Annotated in this window: 16 protein-coding genes and 2 tRNA genes; 9 read left to right on the forward strand and 9 right to left on the reverse strand. The window is 69.6% G+C overall.

Going from position 1 to position 17,210, the window contains the following annotated elements:
- Positions 1–5 precede the first annotated feature (5 nt).
- The 3 genes from ACFVX4_RS23905 to ACFVX4_RS23915 all read left to right on the forward strand — a co-directional run bounded on the left by ACFVX4_RS23905 (position 6) and on the right by ACFVX4_RS23915 (position 1,999).
- Complete coding sequence (locus ACFVX4_RS23905) at positions 6–467, forward strand: molybdenum cofactor biosynthesis protein MoaE (RefSeq protein WP_385336088.1); 462 nt, start codon at positions 6–8, stop codon at positions 465–467.
- Between the two features lie 128 nt (positions 468–595).
- The gene (locus ACFVX4_RS23910) at positions 596–766 is read left to right on the forward strand and encodes a hypothetical protein (protein WP_187438840.1); all 171 of its coding nucleotides are present in this window, start codon (positions 596–598) and stop codon (positions 764–766) included.
- Positions 767–910: 144 nt separating this feature from the next.
- Entirely contained in the window at positions 911–1,999 is a 1,089-nt protein-coding gene (locus tag ACFVX4_RS23915; protein WP_389980644.1) for a PDZ domain-containing protein, read from the forward strand.
- A 29-nt stretch (positions 2,000–2,028) separates the two neighbouring features.
- Here the strand turns inward: ACFVX4_RS23915 and ACFVX4_RS23920 are convergent, their stop codons facing one another.
- On the reverse strand, positions 2,029–2,589 hold the full coding sequence (locus tag ACFVX4_RS23920) for a PPA1309 family protein (RefSeq protein WP_389980646.1): 561 nt from the start codon (positions 2,587–2,589) through the stop codon (positions 2,029–2,031).
- Positions 2,590–2,726: 137 nt separating this feature from the next.
- Between ACFVX4_RS23920 and ACFVX4_RS23925 the strand changes: the two genes are divergently transcribed.
- From ACFVX4_RS23925 to ACFVX4_RS23940, 4 genes are all read left to right on the forward strand, one after another.
- Positions 2,727–5,687 (forward strand): UPF0182 family protein, encoded by a 2,961-nt coding sequence (locus ACFVX4_RS23925; protein WP_389980808.1) that lies wholly within the window; start codon positions 2,727–2,729, stop codon positions 5,685–5,687.
- A 52-nt stretch (positions 5,688–5,739) separates the two neighbouring features.
- Positions 5,740–5,813: transfer RNA gene (locus tag ACFVX4_RS23930), tRNA-Met, on the forward strand.
- Between the two features lie 213 nt (positions 5,814–6,026).
- On the forward strand, positions 6,027–8,147 hold the full coding sequence (locus ACFVX4_RS23935; protein WP_389980648.1) for a tetratricopeptide repeat protein: 2,121 nt from the start codon (positions 6,027–6,029) through the stop codon (positions 8,145–8,147).
- 186 nt (positions 8,148–8,333) lie between these two features.
- Positions 8,334–8,407 (forward strand) — tRNA-Met (locus ACFVX4_RS23940).
- Positions 8,408–8,469: 62 nt separating this feature from the next.
- Here the strand turns inward: ACFVX4_RS23940 and ACFVX4_RS23945 are convergent.
- The 4 genes from ACFVX4_RS23945 to ACFVX4_RS23960 all read right to left on the reverse strand — a co-directional run bounded on the left by ACFVX4_RS23945 (position 8,470) and on the right by ACFVX4_RS23960 (position 11,937).
- A complete protein-coding gene (locus ACFVX4_RS23945) occupies positions 8,470–9,612 on the reverse strand; it encodes an ABC transporter substrate-binding protein (protein WP_389980650.1) in 1,143 nt (380 codons plus the stop codon).
- 32 nt (positions 9,613–9,644) lie between these two features.
- The gene (locus tag ACFVX4_RS23950) at positions 9,645–10,514 is read right to left on the reverse strand and encodes an ABC transporter permease (protein WP_389980652.1); all 870 of its coding nucleotides are present in this window, start codon (positions 10,512–10,514) and stop codon (positions 9,645–9,647) included.
- A complete protein-coding gene (locus ACFVX4_RS23955) occupies positions 10,511–11,320 on the reverse strand; it encodes an ABC transporter ATP-binding protein (protein ID WP_389980654.1) in 810 nt (269 codons plus the stop codon). The genes ACFVX4_RS23950 and ACFVX4_RS23955 overlap by 4 nt, the downstream gene beginning before the upstream one ends.
- Before the next feature lie 197 nt (positions 11,321–11,517).
- Positions 11,518–11,937: a Fur family transcriptional regulator gene (locus tag ACFVX4_RS23960; protein ID WP_266414548.1), complete on the reverse strand. Its 420-nt coding sequence runs from the start codon at positions 11,935–11,937 to the stop codon at positions 11,518–11,520.
- Between the two features lie 161 nt (positions 11,938–12,098).
- Here ACFVX4_RS23960 and ACFVX4_RS23965 point away from each other — a divergent pair, with 161 nt between their 5' ends.
- Positions 12,099–13,550, forward strand: coding sequence for a catalase (locus ACFVX4_RS23965; protein ID WP_389980656.1), 1,452 nt, complete (start codon positions 12,099–12,101; stop codon positions 13,548–13,550).
- A gap of 73 nt (positions 13,551–13,623) precedes the next feature.
- On the opposite strand, the gene ACFVX4_RS23970 is transcribed toward ACFVX4_RS23965, so the two are convergent.
- Positions 13,624–14,028: a cyclic nucleotide-binding/CBS domain-containing protein gene (locus ACFVX4_RS23970; RefSeq protein WP_385329282.1), complete on the reverse strand. Its 405-nt coding sequence runs from the start codon at positions 14,026–14,028 to the stop codon at positions 13,624–13,626.
- Positions 14,029–14,231: 203 nt separating this feature from the next.
- On the reverse strand, positions 14,232–15,032 hold the full coding sequence (hisN, locus tag ACFVX4_RS23975) for a histidinol-phosphatase (protein WP_389980658.1): 801 nt from the start codon (positions 15,030–15,032) through the stop codon (positions 14,232–14,234).
- Between the two features lie 131 nt (positions 15,033–15,163).
- On the opposite strand from hisN, the gene ACFVX4_RS23980 reads away from it, so the two are divergent.
- Positions 15,164–15,847 (forward strand): TetR/AcrR family transcriptional regulator, encoded by a 684-nt coding sequence (locus tag ACFVX4_RS23980; RefSeq protein ID WP_389980660.1) that lies wholly within the window; start codon positions 15,164–15,166, stop codon positions 15,845–15,847.
- Here the strand turns inward: ACFVX4_RS23980 and ACFVX4_RS23985 are convergent.
- Entirely contained in the window at positions 15,777–16,100 is a 324-nt protein-coding gene (locus ACFVX4_RS23985) for a multidrug efflux SMR transporter (protein WP_266414540.1), read from the reverse strand. The genes ACFVX4_RS23980 and ACFVX4_RS23985 overlap by 71 nt on opposite strands.
- 90 nt (positions 16,101–16,190) lie before the next feature.
- Complete coding sequence (gene rsgA, locus ACFVX4_RS23990) at positions 16,191–17,207, reverse strand: ribosome small subunit-dependent GTPase A (protein WP_389980662.1); 1,017 nt, start codon at positions 17,205–17,207, stop codon at positions 16,191–16,193.
- Between the last annotated feature and the right edge of the window lie 3 nt (positions 17,208–17,210).

The following is a 17,210-nucleotide window of genomic DNA, read 5'->3' on the forward strand; positions in this document are numbered from 1 at the left end:
GCCCCATGGCACCCACCAACGACCACCCCGGCGAGCGGGCGGCAGGCGACCCCGTCCGGCTGCTGGAGATCCGCGACACCCCGCTGTCGGTCGACGAGATCTTCCGGGCCGTAGGGGACGACGCCGCGGGCGGCACGGCGCTCTTCGTCGGCACGGTGCGAAACCACGACGGCGGTCAGGACGTCGGCGGGCTCGGGTACTCCTGTCACCCCTCGGCGCAGGACGAGATGCGCCGGGTGGCCGAGAAGGTCGTCGCGGATTTCCCGGTCCGGGCGCTGGCCGCGGTCCACCGGGTGGGTGACCTCCAAGTGGGCGATCTCGCCGTGGTCGTCGCCGTCTCCTGTCCGCACCGTGCCGAGGCGTTCGCGGCCTGCCGCAAGCTCATCGACGACCTCAAGCACGAGGTCCCGATCTGGAAGCACCAGCGTTTCTCGGACGGCACCGAGGAATGGGTCGGAGCCTGCTGAGCGCAAGCCGGCCGGGAGGCCGTCCGACCCGATTTGCGTAACCCCACCCCTGCCGTGAGCGTTGGTTCCGCAGACGGTTAATCTGCTGATCGGTCTGTTGCGGTCGCTCATGGCGTAGGGAGGTCGTAATGGCAGCACTCGCCTGGTTGTTGATTCCGCTTTTCGCTGCGCTCGGCGCTGCGATATGGGGAAGCTGGGCCGCCAGAAACCGAACGACCGGCGATGTCTCCGAACTCGCCGGCTACGCCAGGTTCCGTGAGGCGATGGAGAAGTCGCACTCCGGTTCCGATGTCGTCTGACGTTTCATCGCGCGTACGCAGTCGCCAATCCCGCATCGCGGCTCCGGCTGCCGATGCCCTCCCGCGCAGCCCGTGCCCGGTTTCCCGCCCCGTACGGACCGGCCCCGGCGGTGCATTGACAGACCCTTCCCGTACTGTCGTTCCATGCCACGCCGCACCGCGACGATGCTCGCCTCCACCCTGATCCTCATCGCGCTGCTCTGCGCAGGCGTGCTGATCAAAGTGCCGTATTCGGAGATGTCTCCCGGGCCGACCGTGAACACCCTCGGCAAGGTCGGCGGCGAACCCGTCCTGCAGATTTCCGGGCACAAGACGTACCCGACGACCGGCAACCTCAATATGACGACGGTCAGAGTCACCGGTGCCGACTACAGCATGAATCTCGTCGAGTCCGTCTACGGCTGGCTGGCACACGACAGCGTGGTCGTGCCGCACAACACCCTCTACCCCGACGGCAAGACCGAACAGCAGTCGACGCAGGAGAACGCCGAGGAGTTCAGCCAGTCCCAGGAGAGCGCCAAGGTCGCCGCGCTGACCGAACTGGGCATCCCGGTGTCGTCGCGCGTCGTGGTCTCCACGGTGGTCAAGGACAGCCCCGCCCAGGGCAAGCTGCACGCGGGCGATGTGATCAAGCAGGTCGATGGCACGCCCGTCGAGCAGCCCGAGGACGTCGCGAAGCTCGTCACCCGCCGCGACCCCGGCGAGAAGGTCACGTTCACGATCATCCCGGCCCGGACGGCACAGGCGGCCGAGAAGGCCGGCAAGGAGCCCGAGGGCAGCCGGAAGATCGTCATCACCACCGCGAAGGCCCCCAAGGAGAACCGCGCGATCGTCGGCATCCAGGCCGGGACGGACCACACGTTCCCGTTCCGGATCGACATCAAGCTCGCCGACGTCGGCGGCCCGAGCGCCGGTCTGATGTTCTCGCTGGGCATCGTCGACAAGCTGACACCCGGCAATCTCACGGGCGGCAAGTTCGTCGCGGGCACCGGCACGATCGACGACAAGGGCAAGGTCGGCCCGATCGGCGGCATCAACATGAAGCTGGTCGGCGCGCGAAACGCCGGCGCCAGGTACTTCCTGACGCCGGACGAGAACTGCAAGGCCGCCGCCTCCGACACCCCGAGCGGACTCACGCTGGTGAAGGTGAAGACGATCGACGACGCGAAGAAGTCGCTGGAGAAGATCCGGGTGGGGGACACGGCCGGCCTGCCGAGCTGCTCGGCAGGCTGACCGCGCCCCCTCGGGGGAATGCGACGGGGTCAGGCCTCGAAGGTCGCGGCCAGCGCGTCGGCCAGGCCCGGCACCAGACCGGCGCCGGTCCGCACCTCGCTCGGGGCGTCCTTCGCGCGAAGCCGTACGGCCGACTCGCGCGTGCCGTCCCGGAGGACCGCCACGGTCATCCGCACCTCCTGACGTTCCGGGTGCTTGGCGACCCACTTGGTCAGCTGCGCGTCGCTGAGCCCTTCGGGCACGGAGGCCTCGGCGGACGGCGGCAGCATCAGCCGCTCCACCGTCATTGCGCACCCGATCACCGCGTCGGGCCAGGCGATCGTGGCGAGGAACTCGTCCAGGGCGGTGCCCGGCGGCAGCTCGTCCTGCTCGATGGGGGTCAGTGAGGAAGTCGGGGATTCGGCGCTGTCCAGACCGAGCTGGGCGGCGAGACCGGGCTCCTGGACGCGCAGCCGGCCGGTGTCGACCAGGGCGAAGAGCCGGGCCGGCTGATCCCAGCCGAGGCCGGAGATGTACTCGTCGATTTCGAGCACGGCGACGGTGAGCGGGCTCGCGGCCATCGGAGGGCCTGAGGGGGAAACGTTGGGCATGCTCAATATCCTGCCTCCTTCCGCCCCGGGAACGGGAACTAGGTAAAGCCTCAGTAAGTTGCATAGGTGGGCTCTACGATCGCTGGGCCCGCTTCACACGACCCGCGAACTTCGAGGTGCGCACGTTGGCTTTCCAGATGCCGGACCGCGGCGGAGGCCCGACCGGGCCACGGATCAGAGTCGGCCGCCCGTCCCGGCGTGCCCGTACCCTGCTCATGACACTGGGCGTCCTGGCGGTTCTCGCCATGGCGTTCGTCATGTTCGCCGGGTTCTGGACGGACTGGCTGTGGTACAGGTCGGTCGCGTATTCGTCCGTCTTCACCACCACCCTGTGGACCAAGATCGGGCTGTTCCTCGTCTTCGGACTGCTGATGGCAGTCGCCGTCGGCCTGAACATCTGGCTCGCGCACCGGCTCCGGCCGCCGCTGAGCGCGATGTCGCTGGAACAGCAGAGCCTGGACCGCTACCGGATGAGCCTCGCCCCGTACAAGAAGTGGGCGCTGCTCGCGATCACCGCGCTCGTCGGGCTGATCGCCGGAGCATCCGCCTCCGGCCAGTGGCGTACCTGGCTGATGTACGTGAACGGCGTGGCGTTCGGGCAGAAGGACCCCCAGTTCCATCTGGACGTGTCCTTCTACGCCTTCGACCTGCCCTGGTACCGCTTCCTGCTGGGCTTCGGCTTCGCGGCCACGGTGCTCTCGCTGATCGCCGCCGCGATGACCCACTACCTGTACGGCGGTCTGCGCGTCACCAGCCCCGGAGCGCGGGCGACCGGCGCGGCCACCGGCCATCTGTCGGTGCTGCTCGGTGTCTTCGTCTCGCTGAAGGCCGTGGCCTACTGGCTCGACCGGTACGGCCTGGCCGTGAAGTCCAGCGACTTCAAGGCCACGGACAACTGGACGGGCCTGCGGTACGTCGACGCCAACGCCTATCTGCCGGCGAAGACCATCCTGTTCTGCATCGCCGCGATCTGCGCCGTGCTGTTCTTCGCGACGCTCTGGCGCCGCACCTGGCAGCTCCCGGTGATCGGCTTCGGCCTGATGGTGCTCTCGGCGATCCTGATCGGCGGGCTGTACCCGGCGATCGTGCAGAAGTTCCAGGTCCAGCCGAACGAGCAGGCCAAGGAAGCCCCGTTCATCCGGAAGAACATCGAAGCGACGCGTGACGCGTACGACATCGACAACGCGCAGGTCGACGACTACTCGGGCAAGAGCACGACGGACGACGACACCAAGCTGCGCGCGAGCGCGAACGAGGCCGCCAGCTACCGGGTGATGGACCCCAACGTCGTCTCCCCGGCCTTCCAGCAGCTCCAGCAGAAGAGGAACTACTACCAGTTCCCCAAGACGCTGGACGTGGACCGCTACAAGGACGCCGCCGGCAAGGACCAGGACACGGTCATCGGTCTGCGCGAGCTCAACCTCGACGGCATCCCCAAGCGCAACTGGATCAACGACCACTTCACCTACACCCACGGCTACGGCGCCATCGCGGCCCGGGGCACGACGACCGGCAAGAACCCGAAGGGTTCCCCGGACTTCACCGAGTCCGGCCTGCCGACCAGCGGTGACCTCGGCAAGTACGAGCAGCAGATCTACTACGGCGAGAAGACCGAGCAGTACTCCATCGTCGGCGGGCCCCAGAAGGAGCTCGACTACGAGGAGGACGGCGAGAAGACCACCAGCTACAAGGGCAACAGCGGGGTCAGTCTCTCCAACGTCTTCAACCGCGCCGCGTACGCCGTCTCGTTCAGTGAGCCGCAGATCCTCTACTCGGGAGCCATCGGCGAGGGTTCGCGGATTCTCTACAACCGCACGCCCAAGGAGCGCGTCGAGGCGGTCGCCCCGTGGCTGACCATCGACGGCGACGCCTACCCGGCGGTGGTGAACGGCCGCATCCAGTGGGTCGTCGACGCGTACACCACCACCAACGGCTACCCGTACGCCTCCCGTACGACGCTCGGCGACACCACGGCCGACTCGCTGACCACCAACCAGCGTGCGGTCGTCGCCCAGCAGAACCAGGTCAACTACATCCGCAACTCGGTGAAGGCCACCGTCGACGCGTACGACGGCAAGGTCAAGCTCTACGAGTGGGACACCGAGGACCCGGTCCTCAAGACCTGGCGCAAGGCGTTCCCGGGGACCGTGGAGCCCAGGGCGGACATCCCGCAGGAGCTCATGGACCACCTGCGTTACCCGCAGGACCTGTTCAAGGTGCAGCGTGAGCTGCTCACCCGCTACCACGTCACGAACCCCGCGCAGTTCTACAGCGGCAGTGACGCGTGGCAGGTCCCGGACGACCCGACCAACAAGGAGTCCGGTGCCGTCCCGCCGTACTACCTGAGCATAAAGATGCCGGACCAGACGGCCCAGAAGTTCTCGCTGACGACGACGTTCACCCCGAAGGGGCGGCCCGACCTCGGGGCGTTCATGGCGGTGGACGCGGACGCGGCCAGCAAGGACTACGGCACGATAAGACTGCTGAGAGTCACCACCACGGTGAAGGGCCCCGGGCAGGTACAGAGCGAGCTCAACGGCAACGACGACGTCGCCGAGTTCGTGAGAAACCTGAAGGGAACCGACTCCGACATCGAGTACGGCAACCTGCTGACCGTGCCGCTCGAAGGGGGCTTCCTCTACATCGAGCCGGTGTACACGCGCGGTGGCACGCAGAACTATCCGCTGCTGCGCAAGGTCGCCGCTTCGTACGGGTCGAAGACCGTCTTCGAGAACAGCCTCGGGGAGGCGCTCAACGCGGTCTTCGGGGTGACGGACTCCGGCACCACCCAGCCGCCGTCGGACACCACCCGGCCCCCGGGCGACACCACGCAGCCTCCGGCCACCGGTGACGCGGCGCTGAAGAAGGCGATCGCGGACGCGCAGAAGGCCTACGCGGAGGGCGAGGCGGCCCTGAAGGAGCAGGACTGGACCGCCTACGGCAAGGCCCAGGCGGATCTGCAGCACGCGTTGGAGCGTGCGGCGGCGGCTCAGCCCAAGTCGGGCAGTGTGAACAGCGCGAGCAGCGCCAACGGCGCAGACAGCGCGAACAGTTCGGACAAAAAGGGCAAACCGGCCAGCGCTGACAGCGGTGGCTGAGTGACCCGGTAAAGGCTCACCCTCGCGTCGTGGTACTGTTTCAACACAACGACGCGGGGTGGAGCAGCTCGGTAGCTCGCTGGGCTCATAACCCAGAGGTCGCAGGTTCAAATCCTGTCCCCGCTACTGAAAGACGAAGGCCCGGATCCTTTCGAGGATCCGGGCCTTCGTCGTGTCATGACGACTTTCTTGTGCAGGGTGCGTGAAGTGCGGTTCGCGGGGCACGAGTTGGGTCCGGACGTGTTTGACTTATCTCTCTGTGGGCATGTCGACAAAACGCTGAAGTGACCTCACTGGCCGCGATATACCAGGTGTACGCGGGTTGCAGGTGGTGCGACGATGGTATTTATGGGGGACAGGGCAACTCTGTTGGAGACAGGGCGGTTTGTACAGCGTCGCGGTCATCGGCCGGATAACGCGATGAATGCGGCTTTTGGTAGTACCACCGCGGAGAACAACGAGACCACTGACACACCTGAGAAGCCCGAGACACCTGAGATCATCAAGGCGACCGAGACTGCCGAGACTGCGGGGTGTGCCGCGACCGTCGAGAGCACGGAGTTCACAGAGAACACGGGAAGCGCGGGGACCGACAGGAGCGCCGGGGCCGTCGGGGCCACGGAGACTCCCGGGAGCGCCGAGAGCCCGGAGAGCGCCGAGAGCGAGGCGCGTCACCGTCGCGCCGCCGACGCCGGGGACACCGCGTCGATGAGCGTCCTCGGCGCCCTGCTGCTGCGCCGCGGTGATCTGGACGGCGCCGAACCCTATCTGCGCGGGGCCACCGCGGACGGCGACCGGGCCGCGGCCAACAACCTGGGCGTCCTCCTCCACCAGCGCGGATACGTCGACGACGCGGCCGGCTGGTGGCGCATCGCCGCCGTCGCGGGGTCCGCCGCCGCCGCGCACGCGCTGGGCCGCCACTACCGGGAGCGCGGCGACGAGCCCGGTGCCGAGTACTGGCTGCGGCAGTCCGCCGAGCAGGGTCACGCGCTGGGTGCGTACGCCCTGGCCGACCTGCTGGAACACCGCAGCGACGTCGGCGCGGAACGCTGGCTGCGGGCCGCCGCCGAGCAGGGGCACCGGGAAGCCGCGTACCGTCTCGCGCGCATGCTGGACCGCAACGCCGCCGACGATCCGCACGACGCCTTCGGCCGCCCGGGGCTGGGCCCCGGCGCGGGCGACCGGCCCGGTGCGCCCGGCCGTTCCGCGGTGCGCAAGGACGACGGCCCGGTGGCGGGTCCGGCGACCGGGCGCGTGGGCGAGGCCGAGCAGTGGTACCGGCAGGCCGCCGCGCGCGGCCACCGGCGTGCCGCCCTCCACCTCGGCGCCATCCTCGAACAGCGCGGCGAACCCAAGGAGGCCGGCCGGTGGTACCTCATCTCCGCGAAGGCGGGCGAGGCACGCGCCGCCTGCGCGCTCGGCTTCCTGCTGCGTGACGCGGGCGACGAGGAGAGCGCCGCCGTGTGGTGGTTGCGCGCCGCCCAGGACGGCGACGGGAACGCCGCCAACGCCCTGGGCGCCCTGCACGCGGCCCGGGGCGAGCAGCAGACCGCCGAGCGCTGGTACCGCGCCGCCATGGACGCGGGCGATGTCAACGGCGCCTACAACCTGGGCCTGCTCTGCGCGGCCCAGGACCGTACGCCGCAGGCCGAGCAGTGGTACCGCCGTGCCGCGTACGCGGGCCACCGCGAGGCCGCCAACGCGCTGGCCGTGCTCCTGCTCCAGGCGGGCGACGCGACCGGTGCCGAGCCCTGGTTCTCCAAGGCGGCCGAGGCGGGCAGCGTCGACGCGGCGTTCAACCTGGGCATCCTGTACGCCGGGCGCGACGAGGACCGTACGGCACTGGTCTGGTACGAGCGTGCCGCGGCGGCCGGCCACACCGAAGCCGCCCTCCAGGTCGGCATGGCCCTGCTGCACCACGGCGAGGAGCAGGAGGCGGAGCGTCATCTGCGCTGCGCGGCGGGCGGCGGCAGCGCGGAGGCCGCCTTCCGGCTGGCCGGGGTGCTGGACTCGCGGCAGCCGCCGCCCGGCCCTCCCGCGCTCGGCGAGCCGATGCCGGAGAAGAGCGAGTGCGAGGAGTGGTACGAGCGGGCCGCCGAGCAGGGGCACCGCCGCGCCCAGGTGCGGGTCGGCATGCTCGCCGCGGCCCGGGGCGACGTGGACAGCGCCGCCCGTTGGTACCGCGAGGCCGCCGAGTCGGGCAGCCGCAACGGCGCCTTCAACCTCGGGCTGCTGCTCGCCCGCGAGGGCAGCGAGCGCGAGGCGGCGCTGTGGTGGAGCCGGGCCGCGAACGACGGGCACGGTCGGGCCGCCCTGCGCCTCGCCCTGCTGGCCGCCCGCCGGGGCGAGCTCACCGAGGGGCAGCGCTGGTGTGCGCGGGCGGTCGAGCTGGGCCCGGCGGAGGTCGCCGAGCGGGCTGCCCGGCTGCGCGAGGCGCTGCACCAGGAGCTGACCGCTTAGAGCCTGTCGGGTGACCTCCGACCGGGCGGCCACGCCCTGGCACGCGCGCTATCCGATCTGAGGTCACCCGACAGGCTCTTAGGGCTGTGCAGGGCTGCGCAGGACCATGCGCAGCCCGTCGGCCCCGGGCGCCGGAACGGATTTGCGCTGGTCGGGAGCGGTGACGTACAGTTCTAAACACAACGACGCGGGGTGGAGCAGCTCGGTAGCTCGCTGGGCTCATAACCCAGAGGTCGCAGGTTCAAATCCTGTCCCCGCTACTGAAGACAGAAGGCCGGATCCTTTCAAGGATCCGGCCTTCTGTGCATGCGCTGCGCGTGAGTCAGAGCTTGTGGCCCACCGCCTCCGCGTACATCGCCCGGTCGACGGCCTTCGCCTCCGGCACCGAGGCGCCCTTCGAGACGCCCGAATCGGCGTACGCCTCCTGCAGTCGGTCCGTCGTGCCTTTCCGTATCTCCCAGTCCATCCGCATCGACGGGGTCGACCGCAGCGTGGCCTGGTCGGTCTTCAGCAGCTTCGCCAGCTCGGCGACGAAGCCGGGATCGGACTTGTAGTCGCCGGCGAAGTAAGTGTTCACCGTCCGGATGTAGGCGCGGAGAAAGGCGACCCCCGCGTCCGGGTCCTTGTTCAGCAGCGTCGGGCCGAAGAGCAGGCCGCCGAGCGGTTCGCCGACGGGCTGGCCTCCCAGGAACGCGTACTTCCGGTCGCCGTCCACCTTGCGCCAGATCGGGTCGAGCAGCCAGGCCGAGTCCACGCCGCCGTTCTGCAGCGCGGTCAGCACATCCGCGGAACCGAGCTGCTGGAAGCTGATCCTGTCGAGGCCGCCGCCGTGCTTCTTCAGGGAGGTGTCCATCGGGTACGCGATGACCGAGCCCTTGCCGATCATGGTGCCCAGTTTCCGGCCCGCCATCTCGACGTGATCGGCGCTCTCGCCGTCCTTGAGACGCACCCACAGGCCGCTCTTGGAGGTGGGGTCGGGGGAGAAGTTCCCCGCGACCCACTTGATGTCGAAGCCGCCGTTGATGCCGTTCATCACGGCTGCCTCGGGAGCCGCCCACTGGGCGTCCACATCGCCCTTGGCGAGCAGCGGCAGGGCGTCCGGGGTGGGCAGTACTCTCAGTTCGACGTCCAGCCCCTCCTTCGCGAACTCGCCCTTCGCCACCGCGACCTGGAGCGGAGCGACGTACTCCGCGCTCAGGGTGCCGGTGGCGACGGTGATCTTCCGCTTCTTCGCCAGGGGCCGGGCCGCCGGGGCGCCCTTGTCGCAGCGGGCCGCCTTCCGGTCGGGGGCGAGGTCGGCCGGGTCGGTCCAGCTGCCGGTGCCACAGCCCGCGACGGGCCTGACGGTGCGCGGCGCGGCGGCGGCGCCGTCGCCGCCGGAGTCGTGCCCGGCGCAGCCCGCCGCGCCGAGCAGGGATGCCGTGACGAGCACGAGGGTGCGGGTGAAGGGGGTGTGGGTACGCACAGTGCCTCCGTACGAGGAGCGTGGGGAGCCGTTCAGGACCGACTGCGGCCGCGGTCGCGCGGGGCCCACGGGGTGAGCAGCCGCCCGGCGATCCGCACCGCTTCGGAGAAGACGACACCGAGAACCGCCACACACACGATGCCGACGAACATCACGTCGTTCTGGAACAGTGCCCGGGAGTCGAAGATCAGATGGCCGAGACCGTCGGCCGCGGCGATCTGTTCGGAGGCGACGATGACGAGCACGGCCACCCCTGCCGCGATCCGTGCCCCGACCAGGACCGCGGGCAGCGACGCGGGCAGCAGCACATGGCGGAACATCTGCCAGGGCGAGGCGCCGAAGACCTGACCGGCATCACGATGGCCGACCGGGACGGCGAGCACGGCCGCCATGGTGGAGATCCAGACGAAGAAGAAGACGGTCGCGGCGACCAGGGCGATCTGCGGCCCTTCACCGAGGCCGAACATATTGAGGAAGACCGGCAGCAGGGCCAGCTTCGGCACGACGTACAGGGCGTCGAGCAACGGCTCCAGCGCCGCCCGTACGAGGGAGAGCGAGCCCATCAGCAGGCCGAGCGCGTATCCCGCGACGGTGCCGATCGCATAGCCGCCGAGGACCCGCTTGAGCGTGGCCCATACATCCGGCCACAGTTCACCGGCGCCCGCCCGGTCCAAGCCGTCCGCCAGGATGGTGGAGGGGGCGGGGTAGACCCGGTCGTCGATCCAGGACTGTGCGGCGGCCAGTTGCCAGAGCAGCACGAGGAGCAGCGGTACGGCGACGGCGAGCGAGATCTCCAGGGCGCGGCGCCTGCGGTGGGTGCGTACCGGATGCAGCTCCTGCGGGCCCGGCCTGCGGAGCAGGACGCCGTCGTCGGGCTTCGTGGCATTCATGGTGACGGTCATGCCGGGACCGCCTCCCTGCGCACCTCGCCACGCAGAAGTTCCCACAACTCGCTCTTCAACGCGGTGAATTCGGGCGCCGACCGGACTGTGCCGGTGCGCGGCCGGTCGAACGGCGGGCGGCGCTCGGCGATGATCCGCCCCGGTCTGGCGGACATCACCAGCACCCTGTCCCCGAGCACGATCGCCTCTTCGAGGCTGTGGGTGATGAAGAGGGTGGTGGTACGGGTGGTCTGGGTGAGGTCGAGCAGCTCGTCCTGGAGGATGGTGCGCAGCTGGGCGTCGAGCGCCGCGAACGGCTCGTCCATCAGCAGTATCTCGGGTTCGACGGCAAGGGCGCGGGCGATCGCGACCCGTTGCCGCATCCCGCCGGAGAGGGCAGCCGGATACGCCCCCGCGAAGTCGGAGAGCCCCATCCGGGCCAGCCAGTCGCGCGCCCTGACGTCGGCCTCCTTGCGTGGTACGCGCTGGATGTCGAGACCGAACCGGACATTGGCGAGCACGGTCTTCCAGTCGTAGATGCCGTAGTCCTGGAAGATCATCGCCGCCGGACGGGGTGAGGCCGTACGGATGGACAGCTCGCCGGAGCTGGGGCGGAGCAGTCCGGCGGCGATCCTGAGCAGCGTGGACTTGCCGCAGCCGGACGGGCCGACGATGCAGGTGAACTCGCCCGGCGAGACGGAGAGATCGAGCGGGCCGAGGGCGGACAGGGCCTTGGCGCCGCGCCCGAACGAGCGGGTGAGCGCGTCGGCGCGGAGTTTGGGACTGGTGGTTGCGGTGGTCGGTGGGGTCGGGTGCAGATCTCCCACGGGTCTCTCCTCGCGCGTATCGAGGTGCGGATCCGCCGCGGGGCGGACGTGATCGCCGCAGACGATATGACTACCCGTCAGATTCGGGAAGGGGGTGCGCACGTGCCGGTGGCGGGGAGGCGTGTCGTCCGCTGCGAGGATCCACGCGAAAGGCCCCGGTGCGCGTGATGCTCGCACCGGGGCCTTCGCCGGGTGGATCAGGTCGTCGCGGCGCAGTTCGGGCAGATGCCCCGGTAGGTCACCTCGACGCCGGACACCGTGAAGCCGAAGCGCTCGGCGCTCGGCAGATCCGCCATCGGGTCGCCGGCCGGGTGCACGTCGCGGATCGTGCCGCAGCTCGCGCAGACGAGGTGGTGGTGGGGTCGGTGTGCGTTCGGGTCGTACCGCTTGGCGCGGCGGTCGGTGGAGACCTCTATGACCTCACCGAGCGTCACCATCTCGCCCAGTGTGTTGTAGACGGTGGCGCGGGAGATCTCGGGCAGCTTGGCCACGGCCCGCGCGTGGACCTCGTCGGCCGTCAGGTGCACATGGTCCCCGTCGAGGACCTCGGCCACGACGCGCCGCTGCGCAGTCATGCGCCAGCCGCGTCCGCGAAGTCGTTCCAACAGGTCACTCATAGAAACAAGCCTAACAGTGAAGGGACCAGGTCCCGAACGGGTGTGACTTTGGATGTTCACTTGACTTGGACTAAGTCCATTGTAGGATCGGCATCGGCATACGCCAAGGGACAGGCTGTGCAGGACAAGACGAATGTGCAGGAACGACGCAGGAGGCGCACGTGACGCAGGGACCGCTCACCACGGAGGCCGGCGCGCCGGTCGCCGACAACCAGAACAGCCAGACCGCGGGCGTCGGCGGTCCCGTCCTGGTGCAGGACCAGTCGCTGCTGGAGAAGCTCGCGCACTTCAACCGTGAGCGCATTCCGGAGCGCATCGTGCATGCCCGCGGCGCAGGCGCGTACGGCACGTTCACGCTGACCCGCGACGTCTCGCAGTGGACGCGGGCGAAGTTCCTCTCCGAGGTCGGCAAGCAGACCGAGACCTTCCTGCGCTTCTCGACCGTCGCCGGCAACCTCGGCTCGGCCGACGCGGTGCGCGACCCCCGCGGTTTCGCGCTGAAGTTCTACACCGAGGAGGGCAACTACGACCTCGTCGGCAACAACACCCCGGTGTTCTTCATCAAGGACGCCATCAAGTTCCCGGACTTCATCCACACCCAGAAGCGCGACCCGTACACCGGCTCGCAGGAGGCGGACAACGTCTGGGACTTCTGGGGTCTGTCGCCCGAGTCCACCCACCAGGTGACCTGGCTCTTCGGCGACCGGGGCATCCCGGCCACGCTGCGCCACATGAACGGGTACGGCTCGCACACGTTCCAGTGGAACAACGAGGCCGGCGAGGTCTTCTGGGTCAAGTACCACTTCAAGACCGACCAGGGCATCAAGAACCTCACCCAGGCCGAGGCCAACAAGCTCGCCGGTGAGGACCCGGACAGCCACCAGCGCGATCTGCGCGAAGCGATCGAGCGCGGCGACTTCCCGTCCTGGACGGTGCAGGTCCAGATCATGCCGGCGGCCGAGGCGGCCACGTACCGCTTCAACCCGTTCGACCTCACCAAGGTGTGGCCGCACGCGGACTACCCGCCGATCGAGATCGGGAAGCTGGAGCTCAACCGCAACCCGGAGAACGTCTTCGCGGAGACCGAGCAGTCGATCTTCAGCCCCGCGCACTTCGTGCCGGGCATCGGTCCGTCCCCCGACAAGATGCTCCAGGGCCGCCTCTTCGCGTACGGCGACGCCCACCGCTACCGCGTCGGCATCAACGCCGACCACCTGCCGGTGAACCGTCCGCACGCCACCGAGGCGCGCACCCACAGCCGTGACGGCTACCTGTACGACGGCCGCCACAAGGGCGCGAAGAACTACGAGCCGAACAGCTTCGGCGGTCCGGTCCAGACCGACCGCCCGCTGTGGGGGCCCACCACCGTCACCGGTGAGGTCGCCACGCACGTGGCTCCGAGCCACGCCGAGGACAACGACTTCGTGCAGGCCGGAAACCTCTACCGGCTCTACTCCGAGGACGAGAAGGCGCGGCTGATCGACAACCTCGCCGGGTTCATCGCCAAGGTGTCGCGCGATGACATCGCCGAGCGCGCGATCAACAACTTCCGTCAGGCGGACGGCGACTTCGGCAAGCGTCTGGAGGCCGCGGTCCAGGCCCTTCGCGGCTGATCCGGCGACTGTCGTCGGCGGTGGGCCGGTCTCCCCTTCGGGGGAGGCCGGCCCACCGGTCGTTCACGGGGGCTCAGCCGATGAGTTGCGCGTGGTGGCGGCGCCTGGTGGGTGCCCAGCAGCGCAGGATGTCGCGGACGGAGACGATGCCCACGGGCCCGTGGTCGTCCAGCACGATCAGGTGGCGGAACCCGCCGTGTGTCATGGCCTCCGCAGCCTCTTCCAGGGTCCAGGTGGGGGCGGCGAAGACCACATCGGTGGTGGTGTGGGTGGCGGCGGTCTCGGTATCCGGATCCTGGCCGGAGCCGACGGCGTTGAGGATGTCGCGTTCGGTGAGGATGCCGAGCCCGCTGTTGTCCTTGTCGAGGACGACCGCGGCCCCGATATGGCGGACCGACATCAGCCGGGCGGCCTGGCGGAGCGTATGGGCGGGGCCGATGGTGAGGACCAGCGTGCTCATGGCGTCACGGACGAGCATGAAAGGAGCCACCTCCTTGGTGAAAAGGCCGCGTGAGCCGATTCACAAATTCACAAGCGGGGGGACTCTCAGAGTTGCACCGATGCGTGGACGGAACAAGGGGGGCGAAGTAGCCCGAAGGGCGCGCGACGGCGCGCGACGCCCTTCGGTGCCGTGATCCGGTGACGTGATCCCGGTCAGCGGTGCCGGTCGGTGGCGCCGGCTCAGTAGCGCTGGTTCAGGTAGCCGAGCAGCTCGTGGTGGAGCAGCCCGTTCGAGGCCGCGGCGTTGCCGCCGCCCGGACCGGAGACCCCGTCCAGGCTGGTGAACCTCCCGCCCGCCTCCTGGACGATGATGGCGTTGGCGGCCATGTCCCAGAGCGAGAGCTCCGGCTCCGCGCAGATGTCCACCGAGCCCTCGGCGACCATCATGTACGGCCAGAAGTCCCCGTACCCGCGGGTGCGCCAGCAGGCCCTGGTCAGATCCAGGAATCCGTCGAGGCGGCCCTGCTCCTCCCAGCCGCTCAGCGACGCGTACGCGAACGAGGAGTCGGCGATCCGCTCGACGTTCGACACCTGGATCCGGGTCGCGGAGGTCAGACTGCGGCCGGAGAACGCGCCCGCCCCCTTCGCCGCCCACCAGCGCCGGTTCAGTGCGGGCGCGGAGACCACGCCGACCACCGGCTGGAAGCCGTCCTCGCCCGCCTCCATCAGCGAGATCAGCGTCGCCCAGACCGGCACGCCGCGTACGTAGTTCTTGGTGCCGTCGATCGGGTCGACGACCCAGCGCCGGGGACCGGTGCCCTCGATCCCGAATTCCTCGCCCAGAATCGCGTCGCGCGGGCGGGCCCGATGGAGGTGGCCGCGGATCAGTTCCTCGGCGGCCTTGTCGGCCTCGCTCACCGGCGTCATGTCCGGCTTGGTCTCGACCTTGAGGTCGAGAGCCTTGAACCGGTCCATCGTCGCCGCGTCGGCGGCGTCCGCCAGAACATGGGCAAGGCGCAGATCATCGTGGTAATCGGGCATGCCGTCACAGTATCGATCACAGGTGGGCAGGGCTACAGGACCCTGGAGCCGCGCGGACCATTGACAGTCCCCGGGAGCGGGTCAACTCTGGGACGCGCAGCCCTCGGGCCTGCCCGGCGCAGGAGGCGACGATGCCCACAGCGCGAGAAGCACTGCTGGACGCCGCCCTCTCGGCGCTGGCGACCCTGCCCTGGACGTCGGTGCGCATGGTTGACGTGGCGTACGCCGCCGGCGTCTCCCGGCAGACCCTCTACAACGAGTTCGGCGGCAAGGACGGCCTGGCCCGTGCCCTGGTCCGCGATGCCGCCGACGGCTATCTGGCCGGTGTCGAGCGGGCGCTGGGGTCGGCCGGCGGTACGGAGGACGGGCTGGCCGCCGTGGCTGCCTGGACCGTCCGGGCCGTACGTACGAACGTGCTGGTCAAGGCCTTGCTCACCGGCTGCTGGAGCGAGCGGTTGCCCCGCCCCGCACCCTCTGCGGCCGGGTGCGCGTCCCCGGTGCCCGGCCGGCGGCGTGCCGATCCGGGGCCGCCGACCCCCGCCGAACTGCTCCGCCGGGCCGGCGAACGCGCGGTGGCAGCCTTCGACGGGGGCCGGCCGACACACGACCCGGAAGCACTGGCCGTGACCTGCGAGATCGCGCTGCGGCTCGCCCTGAGCTACGCGCTGGTGCCCGCGCCTTCGGGGGCGGAGGGCGAGACGGCACCGCTGGTACGCCACGTGGTGGCGGGGGCTCCGGGCGCGGTCAGTGGGACGAGCCCGAGAGCTGGAGCCCGATCACCCCGAGAATCACCAGGGAGATCGAGACCAGCTTGAGGGTGGAGACCACGTCGTCGAGGAAGACCATGCCGTAGATCGCGGTGCCCGCCGCACCGATGCCGGTCCACACCGCGTAGGCGGGCCCCACGTCGAGTTTCTTCAGCGACATCGTCAGCAGCCCGAAGGAGCCGAGGGCGAAGACGCAGAACGCGATGGTCGGCCAGAGCCGGGTGAAGCCGTGCGAGAGTTTCAGACAGACGGCGAAGCCGGTCTCCAGAAGTCCTGCGACCACGACCAGCAGCCACGCCATCGTCAGTGCCCTCCCACGTCGGTGACCGCCTTGCCACACTGGGTGTGATTATGCATTTACCGGCGGCGGTAGATCGCAAACGTGCCCCGGTCAGTCGCCTTCGCGTCGTTCCCGGGTGGACAGCAGCCGGCGCAGCGAGTCCAGCCGGGCCGGATCGGCGTGGCCCTCCGCCACCCAGGCATCCAGGGCGCATTCCGGTTGGTGGCTGTCGTGGGTGCAGCCGCGCGGGCAGCCCTCGGTGCCGGGCTCCAGGTCCGGGAACGCGTGGATCACCCGGGACGGGTCGATGTGGTTGAGCCCGAAGGAGCGGACACCGGGAGTGTCGATCACCCAGCCGCGGTAGTCGGGCAGCGGCAGCGCCAACGCCGACGTGGTGGTGTGCCGGCCGCGGCCGGTGACCGCGTTGACCACTCCCGTCGTACGCCGCCGGTCCTTCGGCACCAGCGCGTTGACCAGCGTGGTCTTGCCGACACCGGAGTGCCCGACGAAGGCGGTGACCCGGTCGTGCAGCTGCTCGCGGACCCGCTCGGCCGCGTCGCCGTTCTCCAGCTCCTCGCGGCTGGTCACGATGAACGGGACGCCCAGCGGGGTGTACGCCTCCAGCAGCTTGTCCGGGGAGGCCAGATCGGACTTGGTGAGGACCAGGAGCGGGGAGAGCCCGCCGTCGTACGCGGCGACCAGGCAGCGGTCGATCATCCGCGGACGGGGTTCCGGATCGGCCAGTGCGGTGACGATCGCCAGCTGGTCGGCGTTGGCGACGACCACCCGCTCGAACGGATCGTCGTCGTCCGCGGTCCGGCGCAGCACCGAGCGGCGCTCACCGATGCGGACGATGCGGGCGAGGGTGTCCTTGTCGCCGGAGAGATCGCCGACGATGGAGACCGTGTCACCCACCACGGCGGCCTTCCGGCCCAGCTCACGGGCCTTCATCGCCATGACCGTACGGCCGTCGACGAGACAGGTGAGGCGGCCGCGGTCGACGGTGAGGACCATGCCCTCCTCGGCGTCCTCGTGCTTCGGGCGGGTATGAGTGCGAGGCCGGTTGCCCTTCGGGTTGGGGCGGAACCGGATGTCGTCCTCGTCGGGGTTCTTGCCGTAGCGGCGCATGTC

The organism is Streptomyces sp. NPDC058240, assembly GCF_042882135.1.
GTDB lineage: Bacteria > Actinomycetota > Actinomycetes > Streptomycetales > Streptomycetaceae > Streptomyces.

Excerpts from the sequence above, each read along its gene's own strand:
- ACFVX4_RS23915 (WP_389980644.1), top strand. The coding sequence starts at position 911 with ATGCCACGCCGCACCGCGACGATGCTCGCCTCCACCCTGATCCTCATC.
- ACFVX4_RS23960 (WP_266414548.1), bottom strand. The coding sequence starts at position 11,937 with ATGAGTGACCTGTTGGAACGACTTCGCGGACGCGGCTGGCGCATGACT.
- ACFVX4_RS23920 (WP_389980646.1), bottom strand. The coding sequence starts at position 2,589 with ATGCCCAACGTTTCCCCCTCAGGCCCTCCGATGGCCGCGAGCCCGCTC.
- ACFVX4_RS23970 (WP_385329282.1), bottom strand. The coding sequence starts at position 14,028 with ATGCTCGTCCGTGACGCCATGAGCACGCTGGTCCTCACCATCGGCCCC.
- ACFVX4_RS23985 (WP_266414540.1), bottom strand. The coding sequence starts at position 16,100 with ATGGCGTGGCTGCTGGTCGTGGTCGCAGGACTTCTGGAGACCGGCTTC.
- rsgA (WP_389980662.1), bottom strand. The coding sequence starts at position 17,207 with ATGCGCCGCTACGGCAAGAACCCCGACGAGGACGACATCCGGTTCCGC.
- ACFVX4_RS23905 (WP_385336088.1), top strand. The coding sequence starts at position 6 with ATGGCACCCACCAACGACCACCCCGGCGAGCGGGCGGCAGGCGACCCC.
- ACFVX4_RS23935 (WP_389980648.1), top strand. The coding sequence starts at position 6,027 with ATGGTATTTATGGGGGACAGGGCAACTCTGTTGGAGACAGGGCGGTTT.
- ACFVX4_RS23980 (WP_389980660.1), top strand. The coding sequence starts at position 15,164 with ATGCCCACAGCGCGAGAAGCACTGCTGGACGCCGCCCTCTCGGCGCTG.
- hisN (WP_389980658.1), bottom strand. The coding sequence starts at position 15,032 with ATGCCCGATTACCACGATGATCTGCGCCTTGCCCATGTTCTGGCGGAC.
- ACFVX4_RS23925 (WP_389980808.1), top strand. The coding sequence starts at position 2,727 with ATGCCGGACCGCGGCGGAGGCCCGACCGGGCCACGGATCAGAGTCGGC.
- ACFVX4_RS23910 (WP_187438840.1), top strand. The coding sequence starts at position 596 with ATGGCAGCACTCGCCTGGTTGTTGATTCCGCTTTTCGCTGCGCTCGGC.
- ACFVX4_RS23950 (WP_389980652.1), bottom strand. The coding sequence starts at position 10,514 with ATGACCGTCACCATGAATGCCACGAAGCCCGACGACGGCGTCCTGCTC.